The organism is Halosimplex amylolyticum (assembly GCF_051414035.1).
Taxonomy (GTDB): Archaea; Halobacteriota; Halobacteria; order Halobacteriales; family Haloarculaceae; genus Halosimplex; species Halosimplex amylolyticum.
Window position 1 is genome coordinate 1 of sequence record NZ_JBLKNW010000005.1, and the last position, 26,577, is coordinate 26,577.

The following is a 26,577-nucleotide window of genomic DNA, read 5'->3' on the forward strand; positions in this document are numbered from 1 at the left end:
TACAACCGCTGAACGGCTTTTTGTAGGACTTTCGAATGAACGCTTTTCAGGTCGCCCCACCACTTCTTGAGACTCGGCAAGAGTTTCTGCTCGGAATACGCCGAGGTGTCGTCGTTTCGATTGAGACGGTGGAGGAAGTGGTTGTAGACCTGCCTACAGGTATCGACAGTCCATGCTAACTGCTCTTCGAGAGCGTTGGACGGACGGAGTCGATACCTGTAGTTGTAGTTCACGAGCGTTCTTCGATGAGTTCGTCGAGTTTTCCGCGAACGAACGACGAGAGGTTGAGGTGGTTCTCCTCGACCCACTCGGCTTGGTCTTCACGGATGGTGATGTTCTTTCGCCTCACTACATGCGCGCTATGCGCACTTGTGCGTATAGTTGTTACGGTTGCGTGGGCCTGTGGGCCGAGCGTCGAACGTGTTTGAGAACTGTGCGGCGCTGTATCCCCTCCCTACTCGCTCCGCTCGCTCGTTGAGAAAGGGGCCTTAGCGCCTCAATTCAGGTAATGGACGGGTGCTGGCAGTTCACCGGGGTTGGGAGTCAGGAGTGGACTGCATCCACTCGTACATTGCGAGTGAGGATGAACTCTCGGTCAATCTGTTTTGGGAGCTCAACATCGATACCAACGGTGAACCCGCCGCTAGCAGGAGTAGACACAGTCGCACAAAAAGGGTGCTTGGGCAAGCACCTGAGTGGCGATGGGCTGCGGGGGATGCAGCCTGATGGCGGGGTGGGCGAGGGTGATTGGGGAAAGGTCTCGCCCGGGGGACCCACTCCAAACGAGTAGGCAATAGCTCGTAAGTTATTGGCTGATATATGTCTTCTGGCCACAAGATCGGTCGTGTTTAGTTAAGGGCGAAGGATGAGGCGGACGAATTTCTGAGTGATCATGCCCGAAATCCGCCGCCTCACCGGACATAGCGACTGGATCGATTTGGAGTTTGTGGAGTGCGAGCAGACACCACGTCGGCTGATGAAGCTCGGTATTCGCCTTCGTTTGGCGGGACTATCTCTTTCGAATACAATTTCGGAACTTAAGAGGTTCGGTGTCCAACGGAGTCGGAAAGCAGCCCACGATTGGGTACAGAAAGCGGATCTACAGCCCGCCAGCGGTGAAGCTCCGAATCAAGTCGCGCTGGACGAGACGGTGATTCGGGTTAACGACGAGCAGTTCTGGCTGTACGCTGCCGTCGATCCTGAAACTAACCACGTGCTCCACATTCGCCTCTATCCACGGCGAACGAACGCGATCACGGAGATGTTTCTCGTCGAGCTCAAAGGGAAACATGATGTCGAATCTGCCGAGTTTCTCGTTGACGGTGCGCCGTGGCTCCAAACAGCGTGCGATCGTCACGGGCACCGATTTCAGCACGTCACCCACGGAAATCGGAACGCAGTCGAGCGTGTTTACTGGGAGATAAAACGGCGGACCTCATCGTTTGCAAATACGTTCAGCCACGCCGATCCAGCGACAGCCGAAACATGGCTGCTCGCGCATGCGAGGTGGCATAATTCGCTTAACTAAACACGATGCAACTAGAGGGTCTTTCACGTGTCTTGAAAGTGGAAGAACTCCCAAGAGTCGAACTGGGTCACTCCAGTAGAAATGAGGGTCATTCGATAAAGCGGGAGCGAAGAATGAAGCAGTTTCTATCGTAATATCCAGCCAGAGTCTCTCATTAGCCTTCTCACATGGCGAATTTACTGATCGGCGGCCGAATTTGTGTCAGAAACGCCCTCTACGGGGGTGAACGGAGTATTTGCCGTTCCGCAGTGCGGTACAACCCTGTTTCCGCCCGCAAGAATACGTTTCTGTGGGGATGTACCGGTTTGGGGCGTACGTCGGGAGGCAGTGCGACAATACGGGGCACTCTCCAGATGAGGGAATGGCAATAGCGGCTGTCATACATTCTTCTGGCTTTGAGAGGTGGTTGATAGGGGATGTTCTTCAGCACCATATTACAGTGAATTCGTCCGTCTACCTGGGGTATACTCGCTGTTTCCACTGAGCGAGAATCTTTGACAGTATTTCGAGTGCTGTATTCCACCCCTCGTAAATTTCAAATTCTCCACCGAGGTGTCTTCACTACGGCAGATGCGGCAGTTTCCTCGTTCTGTCTCGCACCTCCTCCTGGTATCTCCATTCGTCGAATTTGGCCACGGAGAAGGCTCTGTACCACTGTATTCCTTGTTAGAATACTCCTGTATTGATTCCCCTCTTTTAGGGAACTCCCTGATCTCGAGGCTCTTCAGCCCCCTATTCCAGTTTTGTCCACTGTCGAATTGGTCGCTCTCCCGTTCTCTCGTACTCCTCGGATCAGATATCGTCAGTACACCCCCTGGGACAGACAATATTGCGGGAATCACTGCTTCTGTACCGTTGGTGCCGGACCCGTGAAGGGTTCCTCTTGAGCGAATTCACCCGTGAAATCGGCTCTTTCCGCATTGTACCCGTGTTTCGTTCTGTGACAAGGGTCGTGAGTACTCAAACTCTACTGATTGTTCACAGAGTACTGGCCTTGTACCTGTCTTCAAACTACACCCCTGTTTCGGATGGAGTGGAGCCAGTGCTCGCTCCACGGAGATCTCGGATCGAACGGTCACCTCCCCTATTGAGAGGCGATCTATCGAATTCTGATGAGAATCGAATCGGACCATGGGTCTTCGTCCCGAGGTCAGTCTCGGGGACGGCCATTAACGCTCGGCCGGTGAGTACAGACGACCGAGGGTTCTGTTTCCTTCCCTGCTGCACGACGCAGCGCGGTAATTCTGAGGAAGTGTAAGACGAAGTCTACGAGATATTCGAATCTGTTAGTCGTCAGATCGAGCGCATTCGCCAGCACTCTGATTAGTCGGCTGCTCACGTACCCTGACGACCTCGTTACTATCGACTGTGACCTCGCGTCCCGCGTAACTGAAGGAGACTTCACCATCCGACATGCCGTCGACGAGTGTGTTCAGCGCATCCGGCTCGATCGACTCGTACAGTGGGGGAAGGTCTACCTGGTCACAATTCGATTCATCCGCTACTTTCTGAATAGCCCGTATACTGACTGTCTCGCCCATCCGTTCCATACCAGCAGAAAGAAATGTTGGCAGATAAACGTTCGTCAGACATACATCAGATATTTTATACCGTGGTTTCACCGTTCGTCTCGTCGGAATCGAGCGACCGCAATGTGACCAGTCCGCCGCTGTCCACGGTCACTCGATAGTCCCGGATTTGAAACTGCACGTGGACATCGGAGTCGCTGTTCGGCGGAGTGATGAGTTGCTCGAGTGAATCCAGGTCGATTTCTTCAGCGAGCGAATCGAGCGAGGTTGGATCGGTTCCTTCGGCCGCTGCAATTGTCTCCACTACGGCTACTGTGGGTGAGTTTTGCTCTGGGTCCCAGCGTACGCGGTATTCTCCGGTCTCCGAATCGAACTCTACTGGAGGAGTCGTGCCCTCGTTCGAATCCATCGATCTAGCTCCCATTGAGGGGCACCTCCTGTTCGTCGATCGGAGTGAACGTGACCTGACCGTCGCCCCGGATTATAATATGATAGCCGTGAAAATCAAACGAGAGTTCGGCGTCTCTGTCACGCTCGCTGACGTGGCGTTCGAGTGCGTCTGGATCGACGGCGTTGTTTAGCGGAAGCATCTGCGTGGGTTCGTCCCCGGTGAGTGAGCTGACAATCAAGATGAGTTCTGTAGTTGCGCTACATGAGCCGTCTGTGTTGAGGGACGTCTGGAATGTCCCCGAGTGGGGATCGAACTCCGGACTCACGATGTTGTCGTATGTCGTAGACATGGTTGATTGGGGGAGAACGGCTAGGTTTCGGACTACCTGAAACTGGCCCAGCGACCTATTAATATCCATCGTCCCATCAGATGGACGCTAACCGGCGATAGGTATCTGTTCAGGATCGACTGCAATCGACACGCGGGTGTGTACTCCTCAGCGTGAGATTTGTTCCGGTTGTAGAACAGCGTTCAGACGTGAAACTAAACGCACGGTAGCGATTCGAACTATCTTCGATATCCCAATGGGGACACCGTTGCGGACAACCTCGTAGCAGGGGATCCAGAGATTTTGGCGCCCGTTCGGTCAGCTCAAGAGGTCGTTTCCGGTATGTGCGGACCGACGGGAAAGCCAGTGCTCAGCGCGTCGGCCGGAATGGATACCCAGAGTGCCTGTCACGCGCCCGCCGACTGTTCGTCTGCGTCTTCGCTACGAGAGAGGGCGGGCAGAAACAATTAGAATGATGGGTCGAGCAGCGGTTCGGCTTCGGAGAGGTGCTTCGAGTAGACGTCCTCGGCCCACTCAATCGCCGACGGGTCGTCACACTCGACGAGTACTTCGGCGTTACCGTTTTCGTCGTGAGCGGCCATCCCCATCTTGTCGTCGAAGAGGAACAGTTCGAAGGGAAGACCGTCGTGGGCGTAGAGATCGAAGTTGCCCGTCGAAATCGTCTCCTGTGCCTTCTCCGGGTATTCCGTGAGCATGAGGTCGAGGACATCGCGGTCGAAAATCGCCTGGATTTCCATCCCGTCCATCATCTCGCGGTACCCGACGTCGACGTAGATGGGAGAGATGACCGTCGAGAACATCCGGAGGTCGTCGGAATTCTCGATGAGTTCGGAGATTCGATGGATCGTGGTGTGTGGTTGCCGAGGCCTGCGCCGGGTCATCTTCGCGTCTGCGAAGTACTCGACGGGGATACCGTCTCCGTTCACATCGATCGGGTTGAGGAATTGTTTGAGAGATACTGCGGTCCAGATCCGAGTTTCGAACCGTTCTGTTTCCGCCGCGATGATCTCTCCGAGGCTGGTGAGCTCGTATTTGCCGTTTGTCTCCTCGAGAATATCGTGTTTCTCGAGCGTCTTGGTCGCGCGGTGAACGGTCGATCGCGACATATCTACTGACTCTACTATCTCGTCCGCCGCTGCCGCTCCTGATCGGAGCGCTTCAAGGAGCGACCCTCGACGAACGACCTCGAGTAGGAACTCCTGTTCTGTCCCTGGTTCCATCTCTGTCTCTTTCTCTCTAGCAGCTCGGACCTGCGTTCGGTCTGGTTCGCCCGCGTCAGCGGATGCGTCAAACGATTCCGTCCCGCCGTCTGGGACGGAGTCGTCCCGGCATGTATCTCTCTGGTCACTCATTTTAATCCCCTACTTGCGAGGTGATACTCCATCACGGTCTCAATACCGTTGAGGTACGACGACACATTGACCGACTCGATCTTGCTCTCGTGAGTCCGCGCGACGGCGAGTTCGTCGCACCACTGACGGAAGAAGACCTCTTCCACGTCGTGGGTACGAATCGTTTCGGCAATCGCCTCCGCGTCGTCCACATCGCCGTCGTCTTGTAGAGCACGGAGGTCCTCGCTCGAAACGACATCGTGTTCGAGCGCGTATGCGACGATCCCCGACGTGAAGTCGCCCTCGGCGAGCTCGCGTTCCCAGGTAGTGACCCAGTTGCCGATACGAACCATGCGCTGCGCTCGTTCGATTACTCGCCGAAACGCCGACAGTTCTGCGCGATCGAACGTCGGCGAGTAAATGAGATCGATATCGGCGAATCCATACAGCATCATGTTGTGTGCGTCGTAGTTTTGGAGCTCGGATCTGGTGAGGAACTCGAGGTTCTGGTTCGCGATGTAGGAGTAGTCGATCGCATTGAGGACCTGCTTCAGGTCGAATCGGATAATCTCCGCGAACTCGTCCACTCGCGGTCCCTCGTATATCGTCGGCGCGAACTGCTCCCAGACATCGGTGGCAAACAGCAAGACCTCGCGGTCAACCCTGTCACGATCCCGATTCGCCGATTGGTGGTCGAATGGAATCTTCGCGGCTTCCTCGAACGTGGCCTGGTCGCCGTGGTTTTCGGCGATGTCGTCAAGGATACTGACGAAGATCAGACCGAGTAACTTCGCGTCCTGGATCTCCGTCGCGTATCCAGGGCCGACGCTGGAGAGCGTGAACTTCGGAAACAGATGATGGGCCCACTTCCAGAGGAAGCGGTCTCGGTCACCCACGATCGAATCATATGACTCGATCAGCGGAATCGAACGCTCGGGGAGCCGGTGTTGCTGGATTCGCTCGAGCAGAGAGCTCGAGTCGGTTGATGACTGGGCCTCCTGAACAGTCATAGTCACCTGCTTCCTTCCCCCGCTTCCTTGAGTGCGATACTCACTTTAAGAATCGCCTCGAGTTTCTCCGAAGTGGTGTACCGAACGGTCTCCGCCACTGGATCGAACTCGATAATGCCCGTATCGGCGAGCTTCGGGAGGTGAACATGATGGAGGTCGGTCTCGACTCGGACGCGGTGAGTCGCCGGCCCCGGACCGGGTCGCTCACGTTCCACAACGATGTCGACTAACTCGTCTACGGGAACTGGTTCGCCGGGATGGTCTGTTAGGTATGAGAGAACACCACGACGGCGCTTGCGCCCGAGGACGTGATGTACTTCGTCGAGAGACACCCCTTCCTCGCTGGATTCGTAGCTCCCCCCATTGGAGGACGGCCTAGTATCGCTATTGCCGTCGTTATTCATGCAACCCCATCTAGAGAAACTCCGTGATAAGCCTAACTCTTAGCTCCGGCTTACTCGGGCGAATGAGACCGTAACGCTGCCATACCGGAACTTCGTGAGACTTTGAGTTCTGGGCGATTCGTTCACTATTCGGACCGTCGTTAGATTGCCGTAGACAGACTGAACCTCGACCTTCGGAGAGGACTACAGGCGATCAGTGGGGTGGAGAAATGTCTTTTTTGTGTCTGCTTACAACTGTATGCATCTGTCGAAAAGCGTTCGCCACTCCGAAGAAGCCTAACGAACGTCTCGCCGTTCAATAACGCATGGACGAAACCTTCTCTGACGTCATACTCCGGCTGGGCGGCAGCAGTCACTGCTGGAACTCGCAGACGTCCTGAGCGACGAAGAAGCCGACGCTCTTCGCGACGCCGTCGACGAGCGTCGCGAGCGTCTTCCAGTGGACATCGAAGAGACCGCTGACCGGATGCAAGGGCCATCGCGTGCTGCTCGACACGTCGTTCCTCATCGACCTGATGGGCGGCGACGAGACTACCGTCGAGAAGGCCCCCGAACGTGACCTCGTTCAGCAGCACCTCTCGTCGATGACTCTGTTCGAACTGTACGCCGGAATCATCCGGGCGATCGATTCTAAGCGCTCGCTGACCGTTCGCATCGCGTCTACGACGGCGGGTCGACAGAATCGCTAATGCTCCTCGTTCCACGAGATCCGACCGACCGGGCGTGCTAGGTGGCCGAGCGCGTCAAGCGATTCCTGGCGGTCGACCGTCTACATGCTATCGTTTCGGCGGCACGACCACTCTCCGTTCACATACTCTAACACGACATCAAACAGTCCGGTGAGCCGCTCGATCGTCTGGTTGTCGTGAGCAAGGGGATCCATGTGGTAATGAGAGATAGCATCGGCCGCTCTGCAGCGCTCGGTGAGTACGTCGAGAAACTTGAACACCTGGTCGAGGGTGACGTACTGCAACAGCGTCGAGATGGACTGAAAACAGACGGTGATCTGTTGCTCTGGTGCGGTCTCAGTCCATCTATCGAGACAGTCTGTTATCTTGACGCCCAGTTTTGTTAGATCCCGTGGAGATGCTAAGCGTTCGGTCGTGTGATCGTTGTTTTCGGGTATATCGCCAGATCCGGTGCTTGACCGTGCATCGGCGTCGACGTTAAGGATACAACTCCGTGCCGGGAAAGATCCGACGTAGCGTTGCCAGGCGTCGAGACGATCACTTGGGGACTCCGTGAACAGGACTGAAAGCGCGTTCACCTCTGTCAAAGGCGCCGGCGTCAGCAACGCCATACACGCCTGCGGCTCGTCGCCCGTAAACGACGGAGACAGGACGAGTATGTTGTCACCCGGCTGGATTAACGCTTCAACCTGTTCCGCGATCGAACTCATCTTTCTGGGTTGTCTTTTCTTTGCTCTTCGTGTTTATAAATACACGTATGCCATGAAAAACCAGCAGATTGGGGCCGGACGGCAGACAAATCGATACTCTTAGGCATAGCCGAGATCGCGGAGGCGGTCCTGTACGTCCGAGGGCACGGTCGTCTGGTCGAGGTCGACTGCCGCCGTGTCAATGTCGGCCCGGGTGGCCTCGAGGCGACTACGTACGTCTGCGTCCGCATCGACGTCGCCCGAGCGGTCGAACCCGTCGAGCGTCTCGTAGGCGTACCCTCCCTCCGAGAGGACGACGCCGGCGAGGTTTCTGTCGTAGCGTTCGATGACCTCCTCGTCGTAGCCGTTCGCCCGCATCTGCTCGATCCGGTTGGTGCGCAGTCCGTATCGCTCCACGAGCAGGTCCCGCTCCGGGAGTTCCTCGAAGAGGTTGTGGCCGCGGGACCGTCCGTCGACGTCCGCTAGATCCAGCACCGTCCGATGGACGTCGAGCAGGCTGACAAGGTCGTCGCTGCGCGTCGTCCGGTCTTCGCCGTCGTAGACGTGCAGGGGGACGTGAACGAGTCCCGGATAGATCCCGTGATTGTGCGCCCAGACGCCGTCCGTCCCGAACAGTTCGCCGTGGTCGCCGAGCGTGATCACGTAGTCGAAGTCCTCGCGGAGCGCCGCGAAGACGTCCTCGTACACGTCGGAGAGATAGCGGACGCAGTCGTCGTAGGCCCCGCGGATGGTTTCTCTGGACTCCTCTGGCCCGTCGCCGATCGTGTCGTCGATGTTCGGACTCGCCGTGTACTCGCCCGTCCGGTACTCGGCAGGGGGGTCGTACGGTCCGTGGGCCTCCATCAGATTCGCGAAGAAGAACTCGTCGTCGCCGAACTCCGTCTCGCGAACGTACTCTAGAGCGAGGGCCGCCCCGTCGTCCGCCCCGGAGATGGATTCGATACCCAAATCCCGGGCCTTCATCCTGAGCCCGTAGCTGAGAGAGGCGACGGTGTCGACGTCGCGAGTGACGCACTCGTAGACTGCGCGCAGGAATCGGGAGGGGCCCTGATCCTGGGTCTCCGAAATGAAGTCGCCCCAGTCGAAGACGTCCTCGGCGTGTTTTCTGCCGCGCCAGCTGTGGCGAAAGTCGTCGAACCCGCGGTCGAACGCGAACGCCGACGCGATGTTCGCGTTTGCGCTGAACGCCCGCGTGCGGTATCCCGCTCCGGAGAGCGACTCGGCGAGGACCGGCCGGTCGCAGTCGAGCGACTCTGTCTTCGCGAATACGCCGAGTTCGCTCGGGTACGTGCCTCCGAACAGCGCCGCGTGCGCCGGCGTCGTCCACGCCGACGGCGACCAGGCGTTGTCGAAGTGGACGCCGGGCAGCCAGTCGAAGTGGTCGTCGAACGCGTCTTTCCGGAGCGTATCGAGGACTACGAGAGCGATATTCGTCATCTGTGGAGGCGCCTTCCGATACTTGATCGTACAGCTATTCTCTCATTAATGTGTTCCCATCCCGCCTCCGACCGGATCGTGGAGTTTCCGGAACGGCCCCATCGACGGCGCGCGTAGCGGACTTGGACGGATCCGGGAGAGTGCACTGACGCACCGCTGTCAGCCTTCGAGGTGATCGCCGTCCGAGTCGATGAACAGCATCGAGAGCACGCTCACTTCCGATGGCGGCCCGGCTTCGACAGATCCAGGCACGCCCGCGCTCGTCAAACGTGAACGACGGACACATAGAGAGCACTTGATTCCTCGATGAGGTCGATGCCAATGCGTTCGGTAATCGAATTCATGTACTGAAATTATCGATGCTTTCTACCGCGATGGCAATAAATACGTGATGATAAGAACTGAGTTACAAAGAGACCACGGGGTGTGCTCGTTACAGATGAACGGAGTGCGAAACTGTATTTCCCTTGGGGTGTCGACGTATGCGGACGGGTATTTCACCGGTCCAGTTGAGAGTTGGTGTCTTGACCGCGTATTTGAATCTGCTTGCCCAGTCAACACGGGTCTCCAGTCGCCCGAGGGTAAATCCGACTAGTGGACTCCATGATTAGCCTTCGCTCTCTCCAGATGAAGTCTTGGGAGCTGCTAGAGCAACTCGGGCTTGCGACCTACGTGCGCCGTGGATACTTCCAGATGCGTGCTGCCCCGAAAGGATACAGTCACGGGCTACAGGTCGGCAACGCGAGCACAGAGATGGCGATGTCGAACTGGCTCGAATATAAGCGCGTGAAAGCGCTTCACGGTGAGCGAGCAGTCGTTGAGGCCCTCTTGGACGATATTCGTAGCGACGTCGTATTCTGGGACGTGGGTGCGAACGTCGGCATCTACAGTTGCCTCGTCGCAGACGTCGCCCCGGCGGGAACCGTCATCGCGTTCGAACCAGAGCCGGATAATCGCGACCGGCTGCGAGCGAACCTCGCGTCGAACGATCCGGCATGTAGCTGGGAGGTCTCGGCGGTCGCGCTCTCCGAGCGAGACGGTTCCGCTCGGCTGGCTGCCGGTTTTCCGGCGGATTACCGCGCCGTCGGAGCGGGTCACTACTATCTTTCTGCAACCGATGGCAGGCCGATCGACGTCCGCCGTGCCGAATCACTGATCGCGGACGGATTTCCCGCCCCTGACGTCGTAAAAATCGACGTCCAGGGCGCAGAACTAGACGTATTGCGCGGGTTTGGTGACGAGTTAGACTCCGTCTCGACGGCCTACGTCGAACTTCATACCGGGAAAGCCAAGCGATACGACACCACTGTCAGGGAAACGGAAGCCTTCCTCCGTAACGCGGGATTCTCGCTCACGCAGCTGGGTGAACCGTCCGGATTCCGAGAAGGCGTCTATCACGTCCGGGCCAGCAGATAACCGACGCACCGCCGCGTCTCCCTCAGCGCTTGATGAGTTGATAGGCGCTCTTTGCCACGTCCATCCCTTTCCCCGAGGATTCGACGACGTAGTACGGGTGCAGGTCGGGGTTGAACTTCGCCTTGTAGCGACAGAGTCGCTCGGTGTTCGCGCCGACGAGGTCGTACTCGGTCACCGAATCGAGGGCCGGGTCTGTGGCGATGTCTTGGATTATCTGCCAGTGGAGCAGGCTGTTGACGCTCACGTTTTCGTGGGTCGCCCGGGAGCCTCCCTCCCAGTAGTACGCCGAATCGTTCGAGTAGAGGACGATGATACCGGAAAGAAACTTTTCATTCTCGTCTCGGGCAATGTATACACGGCTTCGATTCCCGAGTTTCGTTACGATGTCGCGCACGTACTCCCAGGTGAGCGAAAACGGTTCGTCTTGTTCTGAATACCGTTCGGCGAGATGATCGTAGATCTGCCTCGCATCGTCGACGTCTCCGTTCTCGATCTCGAGGGAGAGTTCGGGGAGTTCAGTTACTTCGCGCCTGAGGCTGCTACTGAAACCTGCCAGGACGTCGTCGGCCGAGCCCTCGATCGGGATCCGATACGTGAATCGGGTCTGCGTATCGAAGTCCCGCCACTTGTAGGGGCGAGGATCGGTGTACTCCGGTGAACAGATGAACCGGAGCAACGCGAGCGACCCGTCGGCCGAGAGCGCTTCGAGTAGGTTTTCGGTGAAATCTCGGTTAACGCTCTCCTGTCTCCGTCGTTTCGGGCTGTTAGTCATCACGATCGGCCCCATGTGGGGGATCCCCATCGATGGGGGCGGAGAGACCAGTGCTCGACCCACCGACCGGCGATCCCGAAACACCGGCGCTAGCCCCACCGGCTGGTCGCCTTTGAACCCGCCGTAGAGCTCCATCTCGCCGGGCGTGTGTTCGTCTAGGACTTCCAAGGCCTCCTGCGAGTGAAACACCTCGAACCCGCTCTGGGGGAGCAGATCTCCCCATTCGGACAGTGTGACTCGCTCGACGTTCATTCCTTCTCTCCGAACGTTGCGCGTCGGGGTTCACTGACCCACCTCGGAGCAGTCCCACCCCCGACGATAGATCCGACGTCTTCGGATCGCGCTGTTTCTGACATAGGGTCCGTTCTGGTGCGACGATGGACAGGGGGTAGCATTGTAATTAGTCGCGTATCGCAATTCACGCTGATTCACGACCTATTACTCGAACGACGGTGATCCATGAGACACCGGTAACGCCAGTTTCCCCCTTTCAGGGTGCGTCACGAAGCCGCTCGAAGCCCGGTCGGCCGTCTCGCTGTCAGATTGAGACCCGATCGCACCGGTAAGGACGTTCGTACCAGCGTGATACGCGCCGGTCGATCAAGTGGTTCACTGGTTAGCGACCGCGCGCGAGTGAGCGTCCCCCGCTGGGAGGACACCGAACGCCGTCGCTATGTCGCGGTCGTCGTCCACAGCTACTCCGGCCTGTCCCACTTTGCCAGGCGATCTCGGGTAGCCGACCGACGGGGCTCCCCGATGCTCCTGTCTCTGTCAGCTCGCGTATTGCTTCGAGACCGCCTGCAGTCGCCCTCATTTCGGATCCACTTCGGTTCGTGTCGGACCTTGGCTCAAATTAACAATATGATGCGGTCCGGTACCTCTCGGTGATGTATTCGCTGAGGCAAGTTCGCAAGGGGGTGAAACGGGGGCTTGAGAACCCGTCGTATTTCGCCCGTGAGGCGAACCGGATTTTTCACCGACAGCTCGGTTCCTGGGAGTACAACCTGAATGGCGTCGATATCGTGAAGGAAGACTGGGATACGCTCGTGATCCTCGACGCGTGTCGATACGATACGTTCGCTTCCCGTCATCAGCTGGAGGGGGTGCTCGAATCTCGCGAGTCTAGCGGGTCCCACACCGTCGAGTTTCTCCAGGCTAACTTCGCGGACGGACGGTTCCCGGATACGGTGTATGTCACTGCGAGCCCCCAGCTCTACCGGAACGCGGACTGGTTGAACGCCTCGTTCCACTCGGTGATCAACGTCTGGCGGGAAGCGGGCTGGAACGACGACTACGGTACGGTCCTGCCGGAGACTACGACCGACTACGCCCTCGACGCTCACGAGGCCTATCCGAACAAGCGACACATCGTACACTACTTGCAGCCACATTACCCCTTCGTCGGCTCCGAATCCGCCCTCGACGCTCGACAGTTCGGAAACGGGGAGCACGAGGGCGACATCTGGGAACAGTTGATGCGCGGGACCACTGATCTCGACTCGGAGCAGATCTGGCGGGCATATGAACAGAACCTCGACCTCGTCCTCGATGCCGTCGAACCGTTGGTATCGTCCATCGAGGGGCGCACCGTGATCACGGCCGACCACGGCAACATGATCGGTGAACGAGCGACTCCGATACCGATTCACGAGTGGGGGCACCCGCCCGGCCTGTACACCGAGGAGCTCGTTACGGTACCGTGGTTGGTCAGCGAATCGGGATCGCGACGATGCGTCGTCGCAGGGGAGAGCGATTCCGCAGAGAGGGGTGATTCCGCCGACGAAACAATCGAGGAGGCGACCGTCGAAGACAGGCTTCAGGATCTCGGCTACGTGTAACACGTCGGGAAGTGCTGTCGATTATCCGCCCCTCGGGACAACCGACCGCACGCGATGGATCAGGTTGACGCCCGGCATCCCGTCTCTCGCCCAGAGCGCTAGCGCGAGCGACAGGAGAACGATTTCGAGGACGACGTATGCGAATCCCGCCGGGCTCGCGAGGTGGTCAGCGAACTGAGAGAACAGGCGGACGACTATCGGGACGACTGGCTCGTTCGCTTCGGCTGGAGGCGGCCCCAGCGGCCAGGTGACTGCACCGACGGCTGGTTCGCCGCCCAGTAGAACCGAGTAGAGAACGTCCCCGAGCAGGTGTGACAGATATCCGACGGCGAAAGCGACGCCGAGGGTCGGCGTACCGCGCCAACGGGCCAGACCGATGGCGAGGATACTCACCGGAAGCGCGACGAACACGGAGTGGGCGACAGACGTGCCGCTCGGGAGGACGCCGAACACCCAGCTCCCCGGTTTGTCGATCAGGTCCGGGAACTGGGTTCCGAACGCGACGAGAATCGTCCCGGCCGCGTCGGGGAGACGCCGGTATGCCGTCCGTGCCACGACCGAATACAGGAGATATCCGACTGCCAGGTGTTCCCAGGGCCACATTGTCAGGCTGCCAGATCCGGGTCGTCCTCACAGTTGTCCGGTGTTTCAGCGGGCACACAAGGATGGTCAGTCACGTTCTGATCGACCGGATAGAGGGGCTTTGTTATGCCCGCTCTCGTAACGAGTAGCTGGTTGGTACCGACGTCACTTACGAAGCAGACTGGCATCTTGGAAGCTTCGGCGCGGCGTCGGACGGCGACAGGTGGCTCGGCCGGTCGCCAGCGGTTTCGCACCCGGCGTGGGACAGCGCGGCAGTCCGAGCGGCATTCGAACGCGCCGAGAACAGCTAGCTGCTGACGTTTACCTGGAGCCGGAGTTCCCGATAGGCGCTCTTAACCGTCGGATCTCTCGGGGCCTCACCCCGATACAAGAAGAAGGCGACTCGCATCTGGTCGCCGGCCATCGTCGGTTCGATGTCGTACTCCCGAGTCCAGGTGCCACCGCGTTCGACGGGGGTGGTATGTATCCGTTCCAACTCCCGACTTTCGGTCACGGTCGTCGTACCGTTGGTGTGACGTATCTTTTGAAGGGAGGCGACGATCGTGTATTCCTGTACCTTGGACTCGTCGTTTTGGATTCGTAAGGTGACTGGGCTCGTCTCCCCGACATTGAAATCCTGCGGATAGTCTGAGACGACAAGCTCTCCGCTTTCGTTCTCGGTCAGCACGTAGAACTCAGTGTTCTGCTGCCCCTCGGTCGGTATCATGAAGACGTACCCGACGCTGCAGAGGGCGAGAAGGAGGCCCACAGAAAGGAACACGTTGAGCGTCGTATCGAGCGGTGAACTCCGATCGAGAAATCCGTTGTGAAGCCGGGCGATCCGGCTCCTGACGTCGACTGTGAACCTCTCCTCCTCGGGGACCTGTGCCCGCCGAACAGCGGCAACGATGGCGGCGACGGCGCTGAATCCGCTAACACTCACGATTATCGGTAGTCGTCGGAGTCCCCACGGCGTGTAGGTGAGGACGAGACCGATCAGGAGAACGAGAGCGAGGCTCAGCCCGAACGAGAGACCGAACCGTTCCGTGGGTTCTATTCTGCGGTCGAACGTCGCGTCCCGTTCCGCATCTTCGGTGGCGGATCGGCCGCTCGATCGTGGAAACAGCGCAGCGACGACCGCGTAGCCCGGCAGGAACACCACCAAGAGAAGTTCGAATGCGAGCCGAACGGGAACGTCCGTGACCGATGGCAGTAGCAGCGAGAGATCTCCGAGTGCGACGAGCACGAGGACAGCCCCGATGTCGACCGGAATCTCACGTATCGATCGACGTATCGGCCTCAGAATTCGGTTGCCGACGTTCGTAGACATCGTCCGGAGATCAGTCGCTCCAGGAACACTGTAAGAATAATCTCCCAACTGCGGCGCTGTGACGAGTAAGTGCGGCGTATCGGAGATTACGCTGAATGCTCACCCCGCCGGTCGCGATCCCCTCTCAGAACCTCTGGCCGTTGCAGGAGCGGTTCTTCGACGGCGCACCTCTGATTCCTCTCGTTCGGCACGCGGAGTGTCACCGTGGATCATAGCCCGCCCCTACCCGGAGAGACGTATTCGTCAGCCGCTGAGACCTGATATCCGTGGACACAGAGAGACGACACCGTAAATCACTCCATATTCTCGAAATGAGACCAGTTCCTGCCGAACCGAGGACGGACGACCGGACGCCGAGCGTGTCCTCGGGCCGTCGCCGCGTTTCGGTCTCACAAAGCACAATATAACGATATGCGGAGGCAGTTGTATCACTGCAACAGACGTCGGACCACGCAACCGAGTCGGCCCGTGCTTCACCATTCGAACTCGTTTCCGCCGACGAGTCCGGACGGTATGGACCTCAGAATCCGGATCTGCTGTCCCGTTTGGAGATAGATGGCGGGCAATAGCGAAAGCGAATACAGACATGAGCCAGAGTTCTCACACGGACGGTATCGGGTCTCGATTCTCGGTAGCAGATCGAAATCGGCTTTCGAAGGTCGCCGCGCTCGCACTGTGTCTGCAGATAGTCGGCTTGGCGCTGATCTATTATCACAGGTATCCGCTCAGCTTCCCCGCTACCGGCATTCTCCAGGCCCAGGGGTACTGGGCACTCGTCGTAGTCTCCGTGTTCACGACGACGGCGTTCGCCTACTTCACGAACGCACCGCTGTGGAGTTTCGCGTCGGCGTTGCTGTTCTACGTCATGCTGTATTCGAACAATCTCCTCTTCTACAGTATTCCGAGCGGTGACACTAGCGGAGAGATCGTCGATCTGACGCTCTTGTCGCGCTTCACGACGCTTTCGGCCGCCAGAGCGGAGGGATTCGGATATCTCTCGTACCCACTGAATCACATTTTCGCCCTCCTGTTGAACCGAGTGTACGATATCGGGGGTATCATCCCGACGATGGACCTTGGCTACGCGATTTACACGCTCACGTTGGTCATCGCCGTCTGGCTGTTCGCCTTCCGACTCGGCGATAGTTTCTCCGCGTATATCGCGTCGGTGGCCTACCTCATCCTTGCGAAACCGGTCCTCAACAACCAGTTCGTCCCGCAGTTTCTCGCCTTGATATCCCTCTTTTTCCTCTTCAACGTCGTCGAGAAGCGCGGACTACAGTGGCGTGCAGTCGAACTCGCATTGTTCGTCGCACTGGTGTTCTCTCACCCTGTCTTCCCGGTTCTCTATCCCCTCGCCCTCCTGTTCCGGCCGGTCGTGTCGTCGCTCATCCGGTCGTACGCGACCGACGAATCGTTCTCGACAGCCGCGGACGTTTTCCGCCACCCGCTCGTCCTCGCTCGACGGACGCTCTCGCTGGAGACGTGGACGTCCCACGGCTCGTCGACGTACGTTCGAGCGGTTGTCTTCTTCTCCATCTACTTCGTCCAGAACCCGCCCCGGTCCGTGGTCGATCTCGTGTCCTCACCGGGAGAAGCCGCAGGGAGCCCGATCGTATCCCTCCTGTCCCCGTTTCTTCCTATTTCCACCGAGTCGGCGCCCAGCGGTGGCGGGCCCGAGGAGGCACTTCTCTACGACCTCGTCCCGAGGTCGCTCGATCTCTTTGTGAACCAGGGAAGTAAGTTCGTCCTCCTGGCGCTGTTCGGGCTACTTTCGGTCTCGTTCCTGCTCTCCCACATCGGTGACCCCTTGGACGAACACAGGACCGGTGTGCTCGATTACCAGGTCGAGATCATCTTCGCGTGCTTCGTGTTCTTCCTCTACTCGACGATGATATCCTCGATGTACGGAACCAGAGTGCTCCAGGTAGCGTTTCTTCCCACCGCCGTTTTCTTCGTCGGAGCGGTGAAGTTCAAGCGGGTATTCGTGGTCCTCATCGTGGTACTCGCGCTCTGCTCCCCGGTGCTCACCGCGAATTTCTACGTCAACAACGCGCTAACAGCTGGGGGGGACTCGATCGGATACCACGAGACGCAGGCCGGCGAACTCGTCGGTGACCAGTATCCCCGACACGACGTCGTTGTGCCGCCGCACACGCCGTATCCGGTCGGCCCGATGAACCAATCGAGGCAGATGGATATCCGGTACTTCGTCTTCAACAGCGAAGCGAGAGTACCGGACTCCGGTCCAGTGATATATTCCACGCGCCTCACTGAGTATCTACGCTATCTAGGCTACGACTGTCAGCTCTCCACGGCGAACCGGAGCGTCGTCTACGACAACGGAGCCGAGGTGATCTGGCGACCCGACGGCGGATCGATGCTCGAGTGCCTTCGAGCGACCGAGAACGAGCCCCAGTAGTATCCTGGTCTGAAGTCTGCCAGCCGTCCACACTCCCCGAATGGACCATCAGAAGGAGAGAAGCGTGCGGTAACGACTGCGATCTGCCCGTATCGCTCCCCTTTCTTTCCGTGGTCTCGACAAACCCCCGAATAACTTTTAATCGATTGGTTGATTTGCGACTGTCCAATGGATAGCCGACCGAGAACGAACAGCAGTCAGTGTGCCGCTATCGACGCCCTGGCCCTCACAACTTCCGAGGAGTCCGCTTGGGCGCCTTCTCGCCGCTCGTAGTTGGATTCACTCATGGACTTCAGGAAGATCCTGACCGACTCCGGGGTCGCGATGTCTCGGAACGTCCTTACGATGGTGCGTGGCGTGATAGTCGTCCCCATCATCACGAAACTGATGGGAGTCGGTGCCTACGGCGTCTGGACGCTTCTCATCACCTCGATTAGCTTCGTTTCTGCTATCGGGGGGCTCCACCTTCACGGAGCCCTGATCCGCTACACGCCCAACGAGGAACGACGGGGCCAGACAGTCTCTGATCTGTTGGTTCTTTCCGTCGTGTCCTCGGTCGTTTCGGCGTTGGTACTGTACTTTGGCCTCCAGCTAGCCTCCCTGTCTATCCCGGATCAATCTATTTTCGGAGCGGACCTCCTCACGATAGCTGCTCTCCTCGTTACCATCGAGACCGTCGGAATTCTACTCAAGAACGTCCCTCGCTCGGAGGACCGAATAAAAACGTACGAGCTAATACTGCTGGCCGATATCGCCATCAAAACCGCATCGCTAGTCGTCGCCCTCGTGTTGGTCGAAACTATCACCGCTGGCCTGTTGGCGATTCTGCTCTCGACCACTTTCGTTCATCTGTCGATTGCAGCACTGTACGTCCCGAAACGACTCCGGAAGCCTAACGGGGGCAACCTCAAGCGGTATCTTTCGTACTGCACTCCGATGGTGGCCAACGAACTGTCGAGTAAACTCCTCGCGAAGTCGGACAGATTCATCATCATCTACTTTCTGGACCCCGTCGCATTGGGCATCTATTCCGTCGCGTACGGGGTTTCGATAATCTTCCCGAAGTTTGCGAACGCGTTCAATTCGACGCTCTATCCCTCTATCACGTCCGCATGGGAGAACGACGAGATCGGTGAAATAGAGCGCTTCTACAACAACTTCCTCACCGGCTTCGTCCTCTTGGCAGTCCCGCTGCTGTTCGGTATCGCGTTACTGGCTGATCCGATTCTGCGGCTCTTGGCGACCGAGAAAGTCGCACGCGAAGGATGGTTTCTCGTTCCGATCATCACGGCCGCGTTTCTGTTCAGAGGGTACGAAAGCACGTTAGTCTACGTTCTGAACGCCTTAGAGGAAAACGAGATCGTAGCCAAAGGGACGACTGTCGCACTTATCTTGAACGTAGTCATCAATGTTGCGCTTCTCCCGGTCATCGGACTGCTCGGAGCCGCGGTCGCTATGGTGGTCAGTATGGCTGCGAGACTCGTATACGTCTACTTCTACGTCGGCCAGCACATCTCTATCGATGTTCCGCAAGTGAGGATTGGCAAGGCCGTCCTGAGCTCGCTGGTGATGACCGGGGTACTGCTTTACGTCGTGAACGTTCCGAACACGAGGATGCTTCGATTGGTCATCTATCCGATAGTCGGCGTGCTCGTGTACTTTTCCGTCGTGTACCTCGTCGGCGGGATCAAACGACGTGATATCCACCAAATCATTTCGCTGTTACAAAACGGGGATACGTCTCCCGCCAGGGACTCACAGCGGTCCGAGTGATATGTGTACCATTGCAGGGGTGGGCCGGACAGCTCCCTCCAAATTGAGGGACACAACCGTCAAAAAATGTTCGGCCAATCCGATATGGAGGTGTTTCGTCGATTCCTCTTATTCGGAGACAGTCCGCGTCGCACTCACCGTCTCGCCCGCGGAGTCGGTGACTGTCAGTCGGACATCGAAGGTCTGTCCGTCGACGTGTTTGAGTTCGAAGTAGTCGACGTCGTACGCCTCGGCGCCGCTGACTGAGGTCTTTGCGGAATCGACAACGGAGTCGTTCCCGTCTATCACTTCTACCGTGACGCTCGCGAGGTCCCCGTCTCCGTCGGAAACTGTCCAGTCGGCCATGATATTCGCGTGCGGGTTCTTCGACCCCGCCTCAGTGACTTCGTATTGGTCGATTGCCGGCGGCGACGCGGGTTCCGAGACGGAAAGCGTGAACGAGTCGGTCCCGCTCGTTCCGTTGGCAAGTTGGTAGCCGACGGTGACGTCGATCTGCTCTCCGGGCATGTCGACCGGCGTTTCGTCGTCTTCGAAGCGGCCCACCGAGACCGTGGCTGCCGATCCGGCGGACATGACGGCGACGCGGTCGGCACTGTCGCTCCAACCGTCGTTCGCCAGATCGAAGGTCCGGGGAATCTCTGTACTGCCAGGTACGTCACAGACACCCGCTTGCGTGTCTGCGTCGACGTAGAGTTCGCTCACAAATGCCCCGATCTCGTTGCTCTCGTCGTCGAGCATGTTTATCGCCGAGTCGTGGGGAGTGACGGTGACCGTCGCGACGGAGAGTTCCTGATCGGTTAGATTCGTCAGCGAGAACTCGACTCCGGCGCGTTTGGACCCGTCGTAGTGGCTCGCGGTCACAGCGGTCGCGTCGTCGTTGTACGCGACTCTGGCAACGTCCTCGACCGTGACGGACGCTGTAGTGGACGCGGTTGCGCCGTCGTCGTCGGTGACGGTCAGGTCGGCCGCGTAGGTTCCGCCCGAGTCGAAGGTGACGCTCACCGACTCGCCGGTGTAGGACTGACCGTCGATACTCCAGTCGTAGGCGGCGATGGACCCGTCGGAGTCTGTCGACCCGCTCCCGTCGAACGTCACGGTCAGGCCGTCGATCTGCGTGGTGATATCCGCCTGTGGCGACTCGTTCGTCGTCCCGCTGTCGGTGCTGTCGCCCGTGTAGCCGGGCGTCTCCGGGTGGACAGTCGACCAGTCGAAGGCGTAGTCGGTCGTGCTCGTTACCGGCAGCGTGCCATGGTTCATGTCCGGGTTGGCATAGATGTTCGAGCCTCCGAGCGGACCGTCGCCGAGCGGGACCTCCGTGTCGACACCGTCGAATCGGCAATTTTCGAGCGTCGACTCCACCGAGTCGTGGTCGACGACGACGCCGTCGCGGATGTTCAGATTCTCGCTGTCGAGGAGGACCTGTGTGCCGCTGATGTCCATGTACTCGGCGTCCTCGATGTTGAACAGCGACGAGGAGTACCAGAGGCTCTCGACGACCACGTCGCAGTTCTCGATAGTCCCACCGGGTTCACCGACGCCTCCTCCGGTTTCTCCCCAAAACGCGCGAAAGTTGTGTGCGCCTTCGTTCAAGGTTCCCGGGCCGTCCATGTAGGTGTCGATGTCCATGTAGACCGTCGTGTTGCGAACGGTCGTCGTCCCCGAACAGCGGACCGCCGAGACGTTCGAGTTGGCCAGGAAGCCGTCCTCGATGGTGATCTGTCCAGTCGTCCGTCCCGTGTAGAAGATGTTGTTCGGGAACCCGGACAACACGGGATTTGAGAAGTAGATGTGACCTTCGTGGGCTCGGCCGGTCCAGACCGCACCACGTGAGTCCCCACTACCGTATCCGCCGATATCGCCGTTGTTGTGCTGGCGGTAGTTCTCAATAAGCAGCAGGCCGTTGGGGTCACTGACGTACGGCACCATCCCGAAGTCGTGTGCGTCGTGGCTCAGCGGGCCGTCACAGGCGTAGTGGAGGTTCTTGACGTGCCCGGCAGTGTCACACTGGAGCTTCATTCCCGGCGCTGCGCGCCCGGGAGAGTCGAAGGTTAGGTTCTCCAGCAGGAAGTTGTCGCAGTCGCTCAAGTCGAGGATCTGTTGCGTGCCGAGTTGCGTCGAATCGCCCCAACCGGCCGGGATCTCGAAGACCGTGTCGGACTGGCAGCGGATGCCGAAATCGGTCCTGCCGATGTGCTGAACGGCTGACGACCACTGAAACGTCCCCGAGGGGAACACCAAGAGTTCACCGGCTTGGACGTTGTCGATGATATCCGACACTTCGTCGCCTGGGGACACATCGACCTGAACTTCTGTCATCTGAGACCTGTCCACTGGCGACGACGGCGACGAACTAGCGGCGGCCGCCCCCACACCGGAAAATCCGACAAGTCCCGCGAGGGAGACAACGCTCGCCCCCTTCACGAAATCCCGTCGATTGATCTGGCGTTGCTCACTGTCCGTAAGTCCAATATCACTGATGGTTGATAGTTCTCTCTCGTCAGTTTGGTCGTGAGTGCTCGTTTCCTTCTCGCTGGTTTCGCGTACCATACCGGCGGTAGGCATCTTTTATCCTATAACAATAGTTCCCGACTGCAACTTCATAGTCGCACTTTAACCCAGACTTGGGTATGCTTAGGGTAATTTAGTTACCAGATGGATACGCATCGGTGGCGCCTACGTGTTATTTTAGAGTAAGTTGGGCCCAACGAAAGGTGACCTTACTCCCATTTCTCCGTTACGAGGTCCCTCAGTTCACCCCGCGGTGTCTGAAAAGAGGCAGTAGGGAGTCCCTACCGGAGTTGGGGGACGGGCCCAAATGTAAAACTGTTGTGGGGTATTACCATTCTGCGGGCGACGGCCAGCTGAGCTGGACCGATTTCACAGCCCTTCTAAACGTTCATCTATCTGAAATTAAGCCTCGGGACACCGGTCGAGGTGATTGCTGGAGTAGGAAATGCCGCGTTCCCTCTTTAATACGTTCATCGGTGAATCACTGACCAAAATCTCTCCGTTAGGGCTCAGGATATCGATTCGTTCACGCAAGTATATTTTTGCCCGTACGGCTCACGCCAGATGTTGTAAATGGAAGACTGGACTTCTTATCTAGCAGCCGTTCGGGAGCGCTTGTTTACTTTAGAACCGTGGGACATTCTACTGGTTATTTCCACTGGGGCGGCGATATATTTGACCAATTTATCGTCGTATCCCCTTCGAACGTGGGATGAAGCCATCTATGCCGACGCCGCCCAGAACATCGTTCTGCGCGGAACGTGGCCAATTCCGCACACAGCGCTTCGCGTGGGATTGTTACCGGTCGAATCGCGGCCCTTTCTCGAAAAGCCGCCACTGGCGTTCTGGGTTCAAAGCGGTTCGATGCAGATCTTTGGTATCAGTGAATTTGCGGCCCGTCTTCCTTCGGCTGTGGCCGCGATCTTGACCGCCCTTCTCGTCTACGAGTTCGGCATCCGACTGTTCAATAGAAGCGTCGGCGTCATATCCTCAGTCGTCTTTCTGGGAACGCCGTACCTGTACATGGGATTCAATTCTGCTCGAACAGCGGCCACAGACGGGCTGCTGATACTATTCGGGACGCTTTTCGTGTATTGCACGTGGCGTACCGTAAACCAGAACAACCGAGTTTGGCCGCTTATCATGGGCGTCTCTGGCTGGTTGACTGTGATGACGAAGGGATTTGCCGCAGGGATCTTTCTCTTCATCGCTTTCCCGCTGTTCGTCTGGAACAGCGACGTCCTCCGAAATCGGAACTTTTGGGTCGGGGTCTCCCTCGGAGGTGTCTTAACTCTCCTCTGGATTGCGTTTATGTGGGTGAATTTCGGCGACGAGTGGGTGAGGGTCTTCGTTTTCGATCAGTTCGTTTCCAAGGTCGCATCAGACGGAGACGGCGGGCCACTCATCGTGGTCGAATACGTCGTAGCGATCACGGGAGATCCAGAGGGATTCCAACCCCTCGCTTCCGTGTTCTTTCCCGCTGTCTTCGCTGTCCTGATGGACATTCGAACGAAATACACCGAGAAGCGGAGAGAGCTGTTGTTCGTTCTGTGGTGGATCGGAGCCGTGTATGCACCGTACCTCTTGATCGGAGATTTAGACTCGTATATTTACCCCATGTTCGTCGGTACCGCGCTGGTCATCGGGTATTTCATTCACGAAGTTGTGGTTGGGAGATATCGGATTCTTGGACTCGTCGCGATCGCTACTGCCATCGTCTATCTGGTCAGTTATTCGGTCTTAGTTGAGCCGATCTGGAGCTATATAACCCGTTCCGGGGCCTTTGCGTTGATCGGGTCGGTGTTGCTCTGGCGCTGGAAGAGATGGAGCGATCCCGAGTTCTCGATTGATATCCCGCTTCCCGTGAAAAGCGGGATTCTGCTATTGCTTCTTGTCGGGGCAGCCGGTGCACCGCCGCCGGCACCACCGGGATATAATTCGGATCCGTTCGTCGATCAGAAGCGTCTCGGGTTAGTGGCAGGTGAGTACGTTACTTCGGCAGATACGGTCTATATCCAGGAAAACGTCGGCCTCGCGATGCATACGTTTGTCTTCTATTCGAGAACGCGGGCAAAAGGCGTCCCGATAGAACGGTTAAATTCCGTTCCGCCCGGAGCGATCGCTGTCGTCAATACAACAGCGGTGGACCGGATTACCCGACGGACTCGAGTCATTCGAGCAGTATCAAACCGGCAACAGAATGTATCGCTGGTTCGGATTCGATGAGCCCATTCCAAATCGAACGGTCGTGTGATGGCTAGCACTCGATGACTGTCACTGTCTCGGCCTCTCCACTGGTCGCCTCACACGACACAGATGGGAGTGGGAACGACCCATCAATAACCGCTACAAAAAACGACGTTCCAGCGGGGTAAACCGACACACCGTTCTTGTACCAGTGCGACACGCAGGAGCGAATCTAACCGGACCGTTTCCAAGCCAGGTCCACAGGTCACATTATCAGGACGAGCGATGGTCGCTGGGCCGAGCTGGACCGAATCGCCCGACCCGCTCTGAGACCTCCACAGCAGTGTCTACACAGTCGTGACTCCCTCTCACGCAATACTCTCACTCGCGTTGAGTGGTCTCCTCTGGTCTCTGGCCGATAGCGGCTGTGTACTGACTCACATCGGCATCGGCGCGCCAGTCGTGAACCCGTCCGGTGAATTCGAAGCTGTCGACGTCGCCGTCGGCGACAGTGCCAGTTGCGGTCCACGTCCCGTCGTCGTTCCGCTCAACGGATTCCGCCGGATCGGTTCCGTCCTTCGCAGTGATCTCCCCGCTCGTGATGAAAGTGTACGTGACCTCGTCGACACCCGTGGCCGCCTCCACCGTCAGTTCGTGCGTATCGTTCATGTATTCCGCATTGGTCTCTTCGACGGAGAGGGTGTAGTCACCCTCATCCGCCTGCCAGGCGAGCACTGCTCCCCTGAATTCGAAGTCGTCGACGTCGCCGTCGGCGACGGCGCCGGTTGCAGTCCACGTCCCGTCGTCGTTCCGCTCGACGGATTCGGTCTCGTCCGCGCGCTCGCCCGCCGCGAGTTCCCCACTCGTGACGAACTCGTACCCGATCTCCCCGGCGCCTTCGTCTGCTTCGACCGTGAGCAGGGGAACGTCGTACGGGCGAGTCGCGGCCCTCAACGCTTCCGGTTGGATCCGATTCCAGTCGAACGCGGTGGACCGCTGGTCAATCGGGAGCGTACCGGGGTCCACTGTTACCATGACCTCGTTCCCGGACCCGGTCAGGTGACCTCGGGCGGCCGTGCTCCCGAGAGAGACCCCGTCGAACGAGCAGTTCGTGGTCTCTATCGTCTGGTTAGAATCCGCCGCGAGGAGAGCGGTGATGTTCGCGTTGAGGAGGAACTGGCAGTTTTCGAGCGTCAAGCGGCTGTTTCCGAGTCCGAGGAGCACCAGCCCGGTGCAGCGCCGATAGCTCTGGAGGATGACCGAACAGTCGGTGACGAGCCCGCCTTCGGGTGCGATCCCGTCCCCGCTGTCGCCCCAGAATCCACGTGTGTTGTGTTTGTCTCCTTCGAGAACCCCTTCGCCGTCGAGATAGCTGTCGACGTCGATGACGACCGTCGTGTCGCGCACTTTGACGTTCCCGGACACGCGGACCTGAGAGACGTTGTTGTTCATCAGCAGGCCGCGGTCGACGACGACATCTCCCATCGTGCGCGAGACGTAGAACCCGTTGTTCGGGAACCCCGAGAGGACAGGGTTGACGAACCGGACGGAGCCGTGATGGCCCGGGCCAACCCAAACTCCTGCGCGCGTCTCCCCGCTCCCATAGGCGCCGATGTCACCGTTGTTGTGACAGCGGTAGTTGTCGACCCGGAGGACGCTTTCGGGTCGCCTTCCGATCACGTTGAGTCCGTTGGGGTGCTTGCGGGTCGACAGCGGACCGTTGCAGCGGTAGTGGAGGCCATTGATGTGGGCCCGGTTCATCGCTTCGGCTGTCATACCGGGGGCTGCGCGACCTGACGAATCGTAGGTCAGGTTCTCGAGCAGGAAGTCGTCACCCCTGATGATGTCGAGCACGCTCTTCGCCTCTCTCTCTCCCCAGCCGGCCGGGACCTCGAAGACGGTGTCGGGCTGACACCGGAGACCCCAGTTGGTGGTGTCGTTCACTTCGACCGCCGAACTCCACGAGAAGGTTCCCGACGGGAACACGAGGAGTTCCCCGCTGTTGACGTCGTTGACGATTCCGGCCACTTCGTCGCCGGGTGACGCGCCGACCTGGACCTCGGTCATCTCGTCCGTGTCTACTATCGGGCTTGGCGTCGCAGTTGCTGTCTCCGTCTGGGTGGGTTCGTTCGACTTCGTCGTCCGAGACGGCTGGCTAGAGAGCTGCTGACACCCGCTCGCTGCGAGTGCACCAACCAGCGCCGCGTTCGTTAGGAAGGATCGCCTGTTCATCGTGGTCTGACTCCGCCGATCAGCTACGGCTCGCGACGGTCGAAATGGGACGTGCTCGCGGCACCTCGGGCGTCGCTTTCACGGCACCCGATGCGGGCGAGGGCTGCTAGCGACGGGCCGTACCATCGCCAATCCGAAC

The 26,577-nt window shown here is 58.4% G+C and carries 22 protein-coding genes; 7 read left to right on the forward strand and 15 right to left on the reverse strand.

The features are described from left to right. On the reverse strand, window positions 1–233 hold a 233-nt coding region (locus tag ACMGFE_RS18360; protein ID WP_436926699.1), incomplete at its 3' end, for a helix-turn-helix domain-containing protein. A gap of 659 nt (window positions 234–892) precedes the next feature. Between ACMGFE_RS18360 and ACMGFE_RS18365 the strand changes: the two genes are divergently transcribed. Beyond that, window positions 893–1,528 (forward strand): IS6 family transposase, encoded by a 636-nt coding sequence (locus tag ACMGFE_RS18365; protein WP_436926972.1) that lies wholly within the window; start codon window positions 893–895, stop codon window positions 1,526–1,528. A gap of 1,286 nt (window positions 1,529–2,814) precedes the next feature. Here ACMGFE_RS18365 and ACMGFE_RS18370 read toward each other — a convergent pair. From ACMGFE_RS18370 to ACMGFE_RS18400, 7 genes are all read right to left on the reverse strand, one after another. Beyond that, on the reverse strand, window positions 2,815–3,078 hold the full coding sequence (locus tag ACMGFE_RS18370; RefSeq protein ID WP_436926701.1) for a HalOD1 output domain-containing protein: 264 nt from the start codon (window positions 3,076–3,078) through the stop codon (window positions 2,815–2,817). Between the two features lie 55 nt (window positions 3,079–3,133). Continuing rightward, a complete protein-coding gene (locus ACMGFE_RS18375) occupies window positions 3,134–3,466 on the reverse strand; it encodes a HalOD1 output domain-containing protein (protein WP_436926702.1) in 333 nt (110 codons plus the stop codon). 4 nt (window positions 3,467–3,470) lie between these two features. Further along, window positions 3,471–3,797: a HalOD1 output domain-containing protein gene (locus tag ACMGFE_RS18380; protein WP_436926703.1), complete on the reverse strand. Its 327-nt coding sequence runs from the start codon at window positions 3,795–3,797 to the stop codon at window positions 3,471–3,473. A gap of 446 nt (window positions 3,798–4,243) precedes the next feature. Next, complete coding sequence (locus ACMGFE_RS18385; protein ID WP_436926704.1) at window positions 4,244–5,149, reverse strand: helix-turn-helix transcriptional regulator; 906 nt, start codon at window positions 5,147–5,149, stop codon at window positions 4,244–4,246. Further along, window positions 5,146–5,715 carry a hypothetical protein gene (locus tag ACMGFE_RS18390; RefSeq protein WP_436926705.1) on the reverse strand — a complete coding sequence of 190 codons (570 nt, stop codon included), beginning with the start codon at window positions 5,713–5,715 and terminating at the stop codon, window positions 5,146–5,148. The genes ACMGFE_RS18385 and ACMGFE_RS18390 overlap by 4 nt, the downstream gene beginning before the upstream one ends. A gap of 425 nt (window positions 5,716–6,140) precedes the next feature. Beyond that, window positions 6,141–6,542: a DUF7344 domain-containing protein gene (locus ACMGFE_RS18395; protein WP_436926706.1), complete on the reverse strand. Its 402-nt coding sequence runs from the start codon at window positions 6,540–6,542 to the stop codon at window positions 6,141–6,143. Window positions 6,543–6,894: 352 nt separating this feature from the next. Beyond that, window positions 6,895–7,038 (reverse strand): hypothetical protein, encoded by a 144-nt coding sequence (locus tag ACMGFE_RS18400; RefSeq protein ID WP_436926707.1) that lies wholly within the window; start codon window positions 7,036–7,038, stop codon window positions 6,895–6,897. On the opposite strand from ACMGFE_RS18400, the gene ACMGFE_RS18405 reads away from it, so the two are divergent. Continuing rightward, window positions 7,025–7,231 carry a PIN domain-containing protein gene (locus ACMGFE_RS18405; protein WP_436926708.1) on the forward strand — a complete coding sequence of 69 codons (207 nt, stop codon included), beginning with the start codon at window positions 7,025–7,027 and terminating at the stop codon, window positions 7,229–7,231. The genes ACMGFE_RS18400 and ACMGFE_RS18405 overlap by 14 nt on opposite strands. 80 nt (window positions 7,232–7,311) lie before the next feature. Here ACMGFE_RS18405 and ACMGFE_RS18410 read toward each other — a convergent pair whose 3' ends face one another. Both ACMGFE_RS18410 and ACMGFE_RS18415 read right to left on the reverse strand, forming a co-directional pair. After that, on the reverse strand, window positions 7,312–7,941 hold the full coding sequence (locus ACMGFE_RS18410) for a DUF7504 family protein (protein WP_436926709.1): 630 nt from the start codon (window positions 7,939–7,941) through the stop codon (window positions 7,312–7,314). 99 nt (window positions 7,942–8,040) lie between these two features. Then, complete coding sequence (locus ACMGFE_RS18415; protein ID WP_436926710.1) at window positions 8,041–9,378, reverse strand: sulfatase-like hydrolase/transferase; 1,338 nt, start codon at window positions 9,376–9,378, stop codon at window positions 8,041–8,043. Between the two features lie 627 nt (window positions 9,379–10,005). Here ACMGFE_RS18415 and ACMGFE_RS18420 point away from each other — a divergent pair. Next, the gene (locus tag ACMGFE_RS18420; RefSeq protein WP_436926711.1) at window positions 10,006–10,794 is read left to right on the forward strand and encodes an FkbM family methyltransferase; all 789 of its coding nucleotides are present in this window, start codon (window positions 10,006–10,008) and stop codon (window positions 10,792–10,794) included. 22 nt (window positions 10,795–10,816) lie between these two features. Here ACMGFE_RS18420 and ACMGFE_RS18425 read toward each other — a convergent pair whose 3' ends face one another. Continuing rightward, complete coding sequence (locus ACMGFE_RS18425) at window positions 10,817–11,818, reverse strand: lipid II:glycine glycyltransferase FemX (protein WP_436926712.1); 1,002 nt, start codon at window positions 11,816–11,818, stop codon at window positions 10,817–10,819. Window positions 11,819–12,453: 635 nt separating this feature from the next. Here ACMGFE_RS18425 and ACMGFE_RS18430 point away from each other — a divergent pair. Then, window positions 12,454–13,404 carry an alkaline phosphatase family protein gene (locus ACMGFE_RS18430; protein WP_436926713.1) on the forward strand — a complete coding sequence of 317 codons (951 nt, stop codon included), beginning with the start codon at window positions 12,454–12,456 and terminating at the stop codon, window positions 13,402–13,404. Window positions 13,405–13,425: 21 nt separating this feature from the next. Here ACMGFE_RS18430 and ACMGFE_RS18435 read toward each other — a convergent pair whose 3' ends face one another. Beyond that, complete coding sequence (locus ACMGFE_RS18435) at window positions 13,426–14,007, reverse strand: metal-dependent hydrolase (RefSeq protein ID WP_436926714.1); 582 nt, start codon at window positions 14,005–14,007, stop codon at window positions 13,426–13,428. Window positions 14,008–14,293: 286 nt separating this feature from the next. Beyond that, window positions 14,294–15,316, reverse strand: a complete 1,023-nt coding sequence (locus tag ACMGFE_RS18440) for a DUF8471 domain-containing protein (RefSeq protein ID WP_436926715.1) — start codon at window positions 15,314–15,316, stop codon at window positions 14,294–14,296. A 586-nt stretch (window positions 15,317–15,902) separates the two neighbouring features. On the opposite strand from ACMGFE_RS18440, the gene ACMGFE_RS18445 reads away from it, so the two are divergent. Together ACMGFE_RS18445 and ACMGFE_RS18450 are read left to right on the forward strand one after the other, a co-directional pair. Then, complete coding sequence (locus ACMGFE_RS18445; RefSeq protein ID WP_436926716.1) at window positions 15,903–17,738, forward strand: hypothetical protein; 1,836 nt, start codon at window positions 15,903–15,905, stop codon at window positions 17,736–17,738. 285 nt (window positions 17,739–18,023) lie between these two features. Next, window positions 18,024–19,511 carry a lipopolysaccharide biosynthesis protein gene (locus tag ACMGFE_RS18450; RefSeq protein ID WP_436926717.1) on the forward strand — a complete coding sequence of 496 codons (1,488 nt, stop codon included), beginning with the start codon at window positions 18,024–18,026 and terminating at the stop codon, window positions 19,509–19,511. A gap of 108 nt (window positions 19,512–19,619) precedes the next feature. On the opposite strand, the gene ACMGFE_RS18455 is transcribed toward ACMGFE_RS18450, so the two are convergent. Next, on the reverse strand, window positions 19,620–21,827 hold the full coding sequence (locus ACMGFE_RS18455) for a PKD domain-containing protein (RefSeq protein ID WP_436926718.1): 2,208 nt from the start codon (window positions 21,825–21,827) through the stop codon (window positions 19,620–19,622). Window positions 21,828–22,592: 765 nt separating this feature from the next. On the opposite strand from ACMGFE_RS18455, the gene ACMGFE_RS18460 reads away from it, so the two are divergent. Further along, window positions 22,593–24,245: an ArnT family glycosyltransferase gene (locus tag ACMGFE_RS18460; protein ID WP_436926720.1), complete on the forward strand. Its 1,653-nt coding sequence runs from the start codon at window positions 22,593–22,595 to the stop codon at window positions 24,243–24,245. A gap of 342 nt (window positions 24,246–24,587) precedes the next feature. Here the strand turns inward: ACMGFE_RS18460 and ACMGFE_RS18465 are convergent, their stop codons facing one another. Next, window positions 24,588–26,273, reverse strand: a complete 1,686-nt coding sequence (locus ACMGFE_RS18465) for a hypothetical protein (protein WP_436926721.1) — start codon at window positions 26,271–26,273, stop codon at window positions 24,588–24,590. Between the last annotated feature and the right edge of the window lie 304 nt (window positions 26,274–26,577).

Coding starts and splice junctions, on each gene's coding strand:
- ACMGFE_RS18385 (WP_436926704.1), bottom strand. CDS start 5,149: ATGAGTGACCAGAGAGATACATGCCGGGACGACTCCGTCCCAGACGGC.
- ACMGFE_RS18445 (WP_436926716.1), top strand. CDS start 15,903: ATGAGCCAGAGTTCTCACACGGACGGTATCGGGTCTCGATTCTCGGTA.
- ACMGFE_RS18440 (WP_436926715.1), bottom strand. CDS start 15,316: ATGTCTACGAACGTCGGCAACCGAATTCTGAGGCCGATACGTCGATCG.
- ACMGFE_RS18410 (WP_436926709.1), bottom strand. CDS start 7,941: ATGAGTTCGATCGCGGAACAGGTTGAAGCGTTAATCCAGCCGGGTGAC.
- ACMGFE_RS18455 (WP_436926718.1), bottom strand. CDS start 21,827: ATGACAGAAGTTCAGGTCGATGTGTCCCCAGGCGACGAAGTGTCGGAT.
- ACMGFE_RS18420 (WP_436926711.1), top strand. CDS start 10,006: ATGAAGTCTTGGGAGCTGCTAGAGCAACTCGGGCTTGCGACCTACGTG.
- ACMGFE_RS18380 (WP_436926703.1), bottom strand. CDS start 3,797: ATGTCTACGACATACGACAACATCGTGAGTCCGGAGTTCGATCCCCAC.
- ACMGFE_RS18365 (WP_436926972.1), top strand. CDS start 893: ATGCCCGAAATCCGCCGCCTCACCGGACATAGCGACTGGATCGATTTG.
- ACMGFE_RS18395 (WP_436926706.1), bottom strand. CDS start 6,542: ATGAATAACGACGGCAATAGCGATACTAGGCCGTCCTCCAATGGGGGG.
- ACMGFE_RS18430 (WP_436926713.1), top strand. CDS start 12,454: ATGTATTCGCTGAGGCAAGTTCGCAAGGGGGTGAAACGGGGGCTTGAG.
- ACMGFE_RS18375 (WP_436926702.1), bottom strand. CDS start 3,466: ATGGATTCGAACGAGGGCACGACTCCTCCAGTAGAGTTCGATTCGGAG.
- ACMGFE_RS18465 (WP_436926721.1), bottom strand. CDS start 26,273: ATGACCGAGGTCCAGGTCGGCGCGTCACCCGGCGACGAAGTGGCCGGA.
- ACMGFE_RS18425 (WP_436926712.1), bottom strand. CDS start 11,818: ATGAACGTCGAGCGAGTCACACTGTCCGAATGGGGAGATCTGCTCCCC.
- ACMGFE_RS18435 (WP_436926714.1), bottom strand. CDS start 14,007: ATGTGGCCCTGGGAACACCTGGCAGTCGGATATCTCCTGTATTCGGTC.
- ACMGFE_RS18450 (WP_436926717.1), top strand. CDS start 18,024: ATGGACTTCAGGAAGATCCTGACCGACTCCGGGGTCGCGATGTCTCGG.
- ACMGFE_RS18370 (WP_436926701.1), bottom strand. CDS start 3,078: ATGGAACGGATGGGCGAGACAGTCAGTATACGGGCTATTCAGAAAGTA.
- ACMGFE_RS18415 (WP_436926710.1), bottom strand. CDS start 9,378: ATGACGAATATCGCTCTCGTAGTCCTCGATACGCTCCGGAAAGACGCG.
- ACMGFE_RS18460 (WP_436926720.1), top strand. CDS start 22,593: ATGGAAGACTGGACTTCTTATCTAGCAGCCGTTCGGGAGCGCTTGTTT.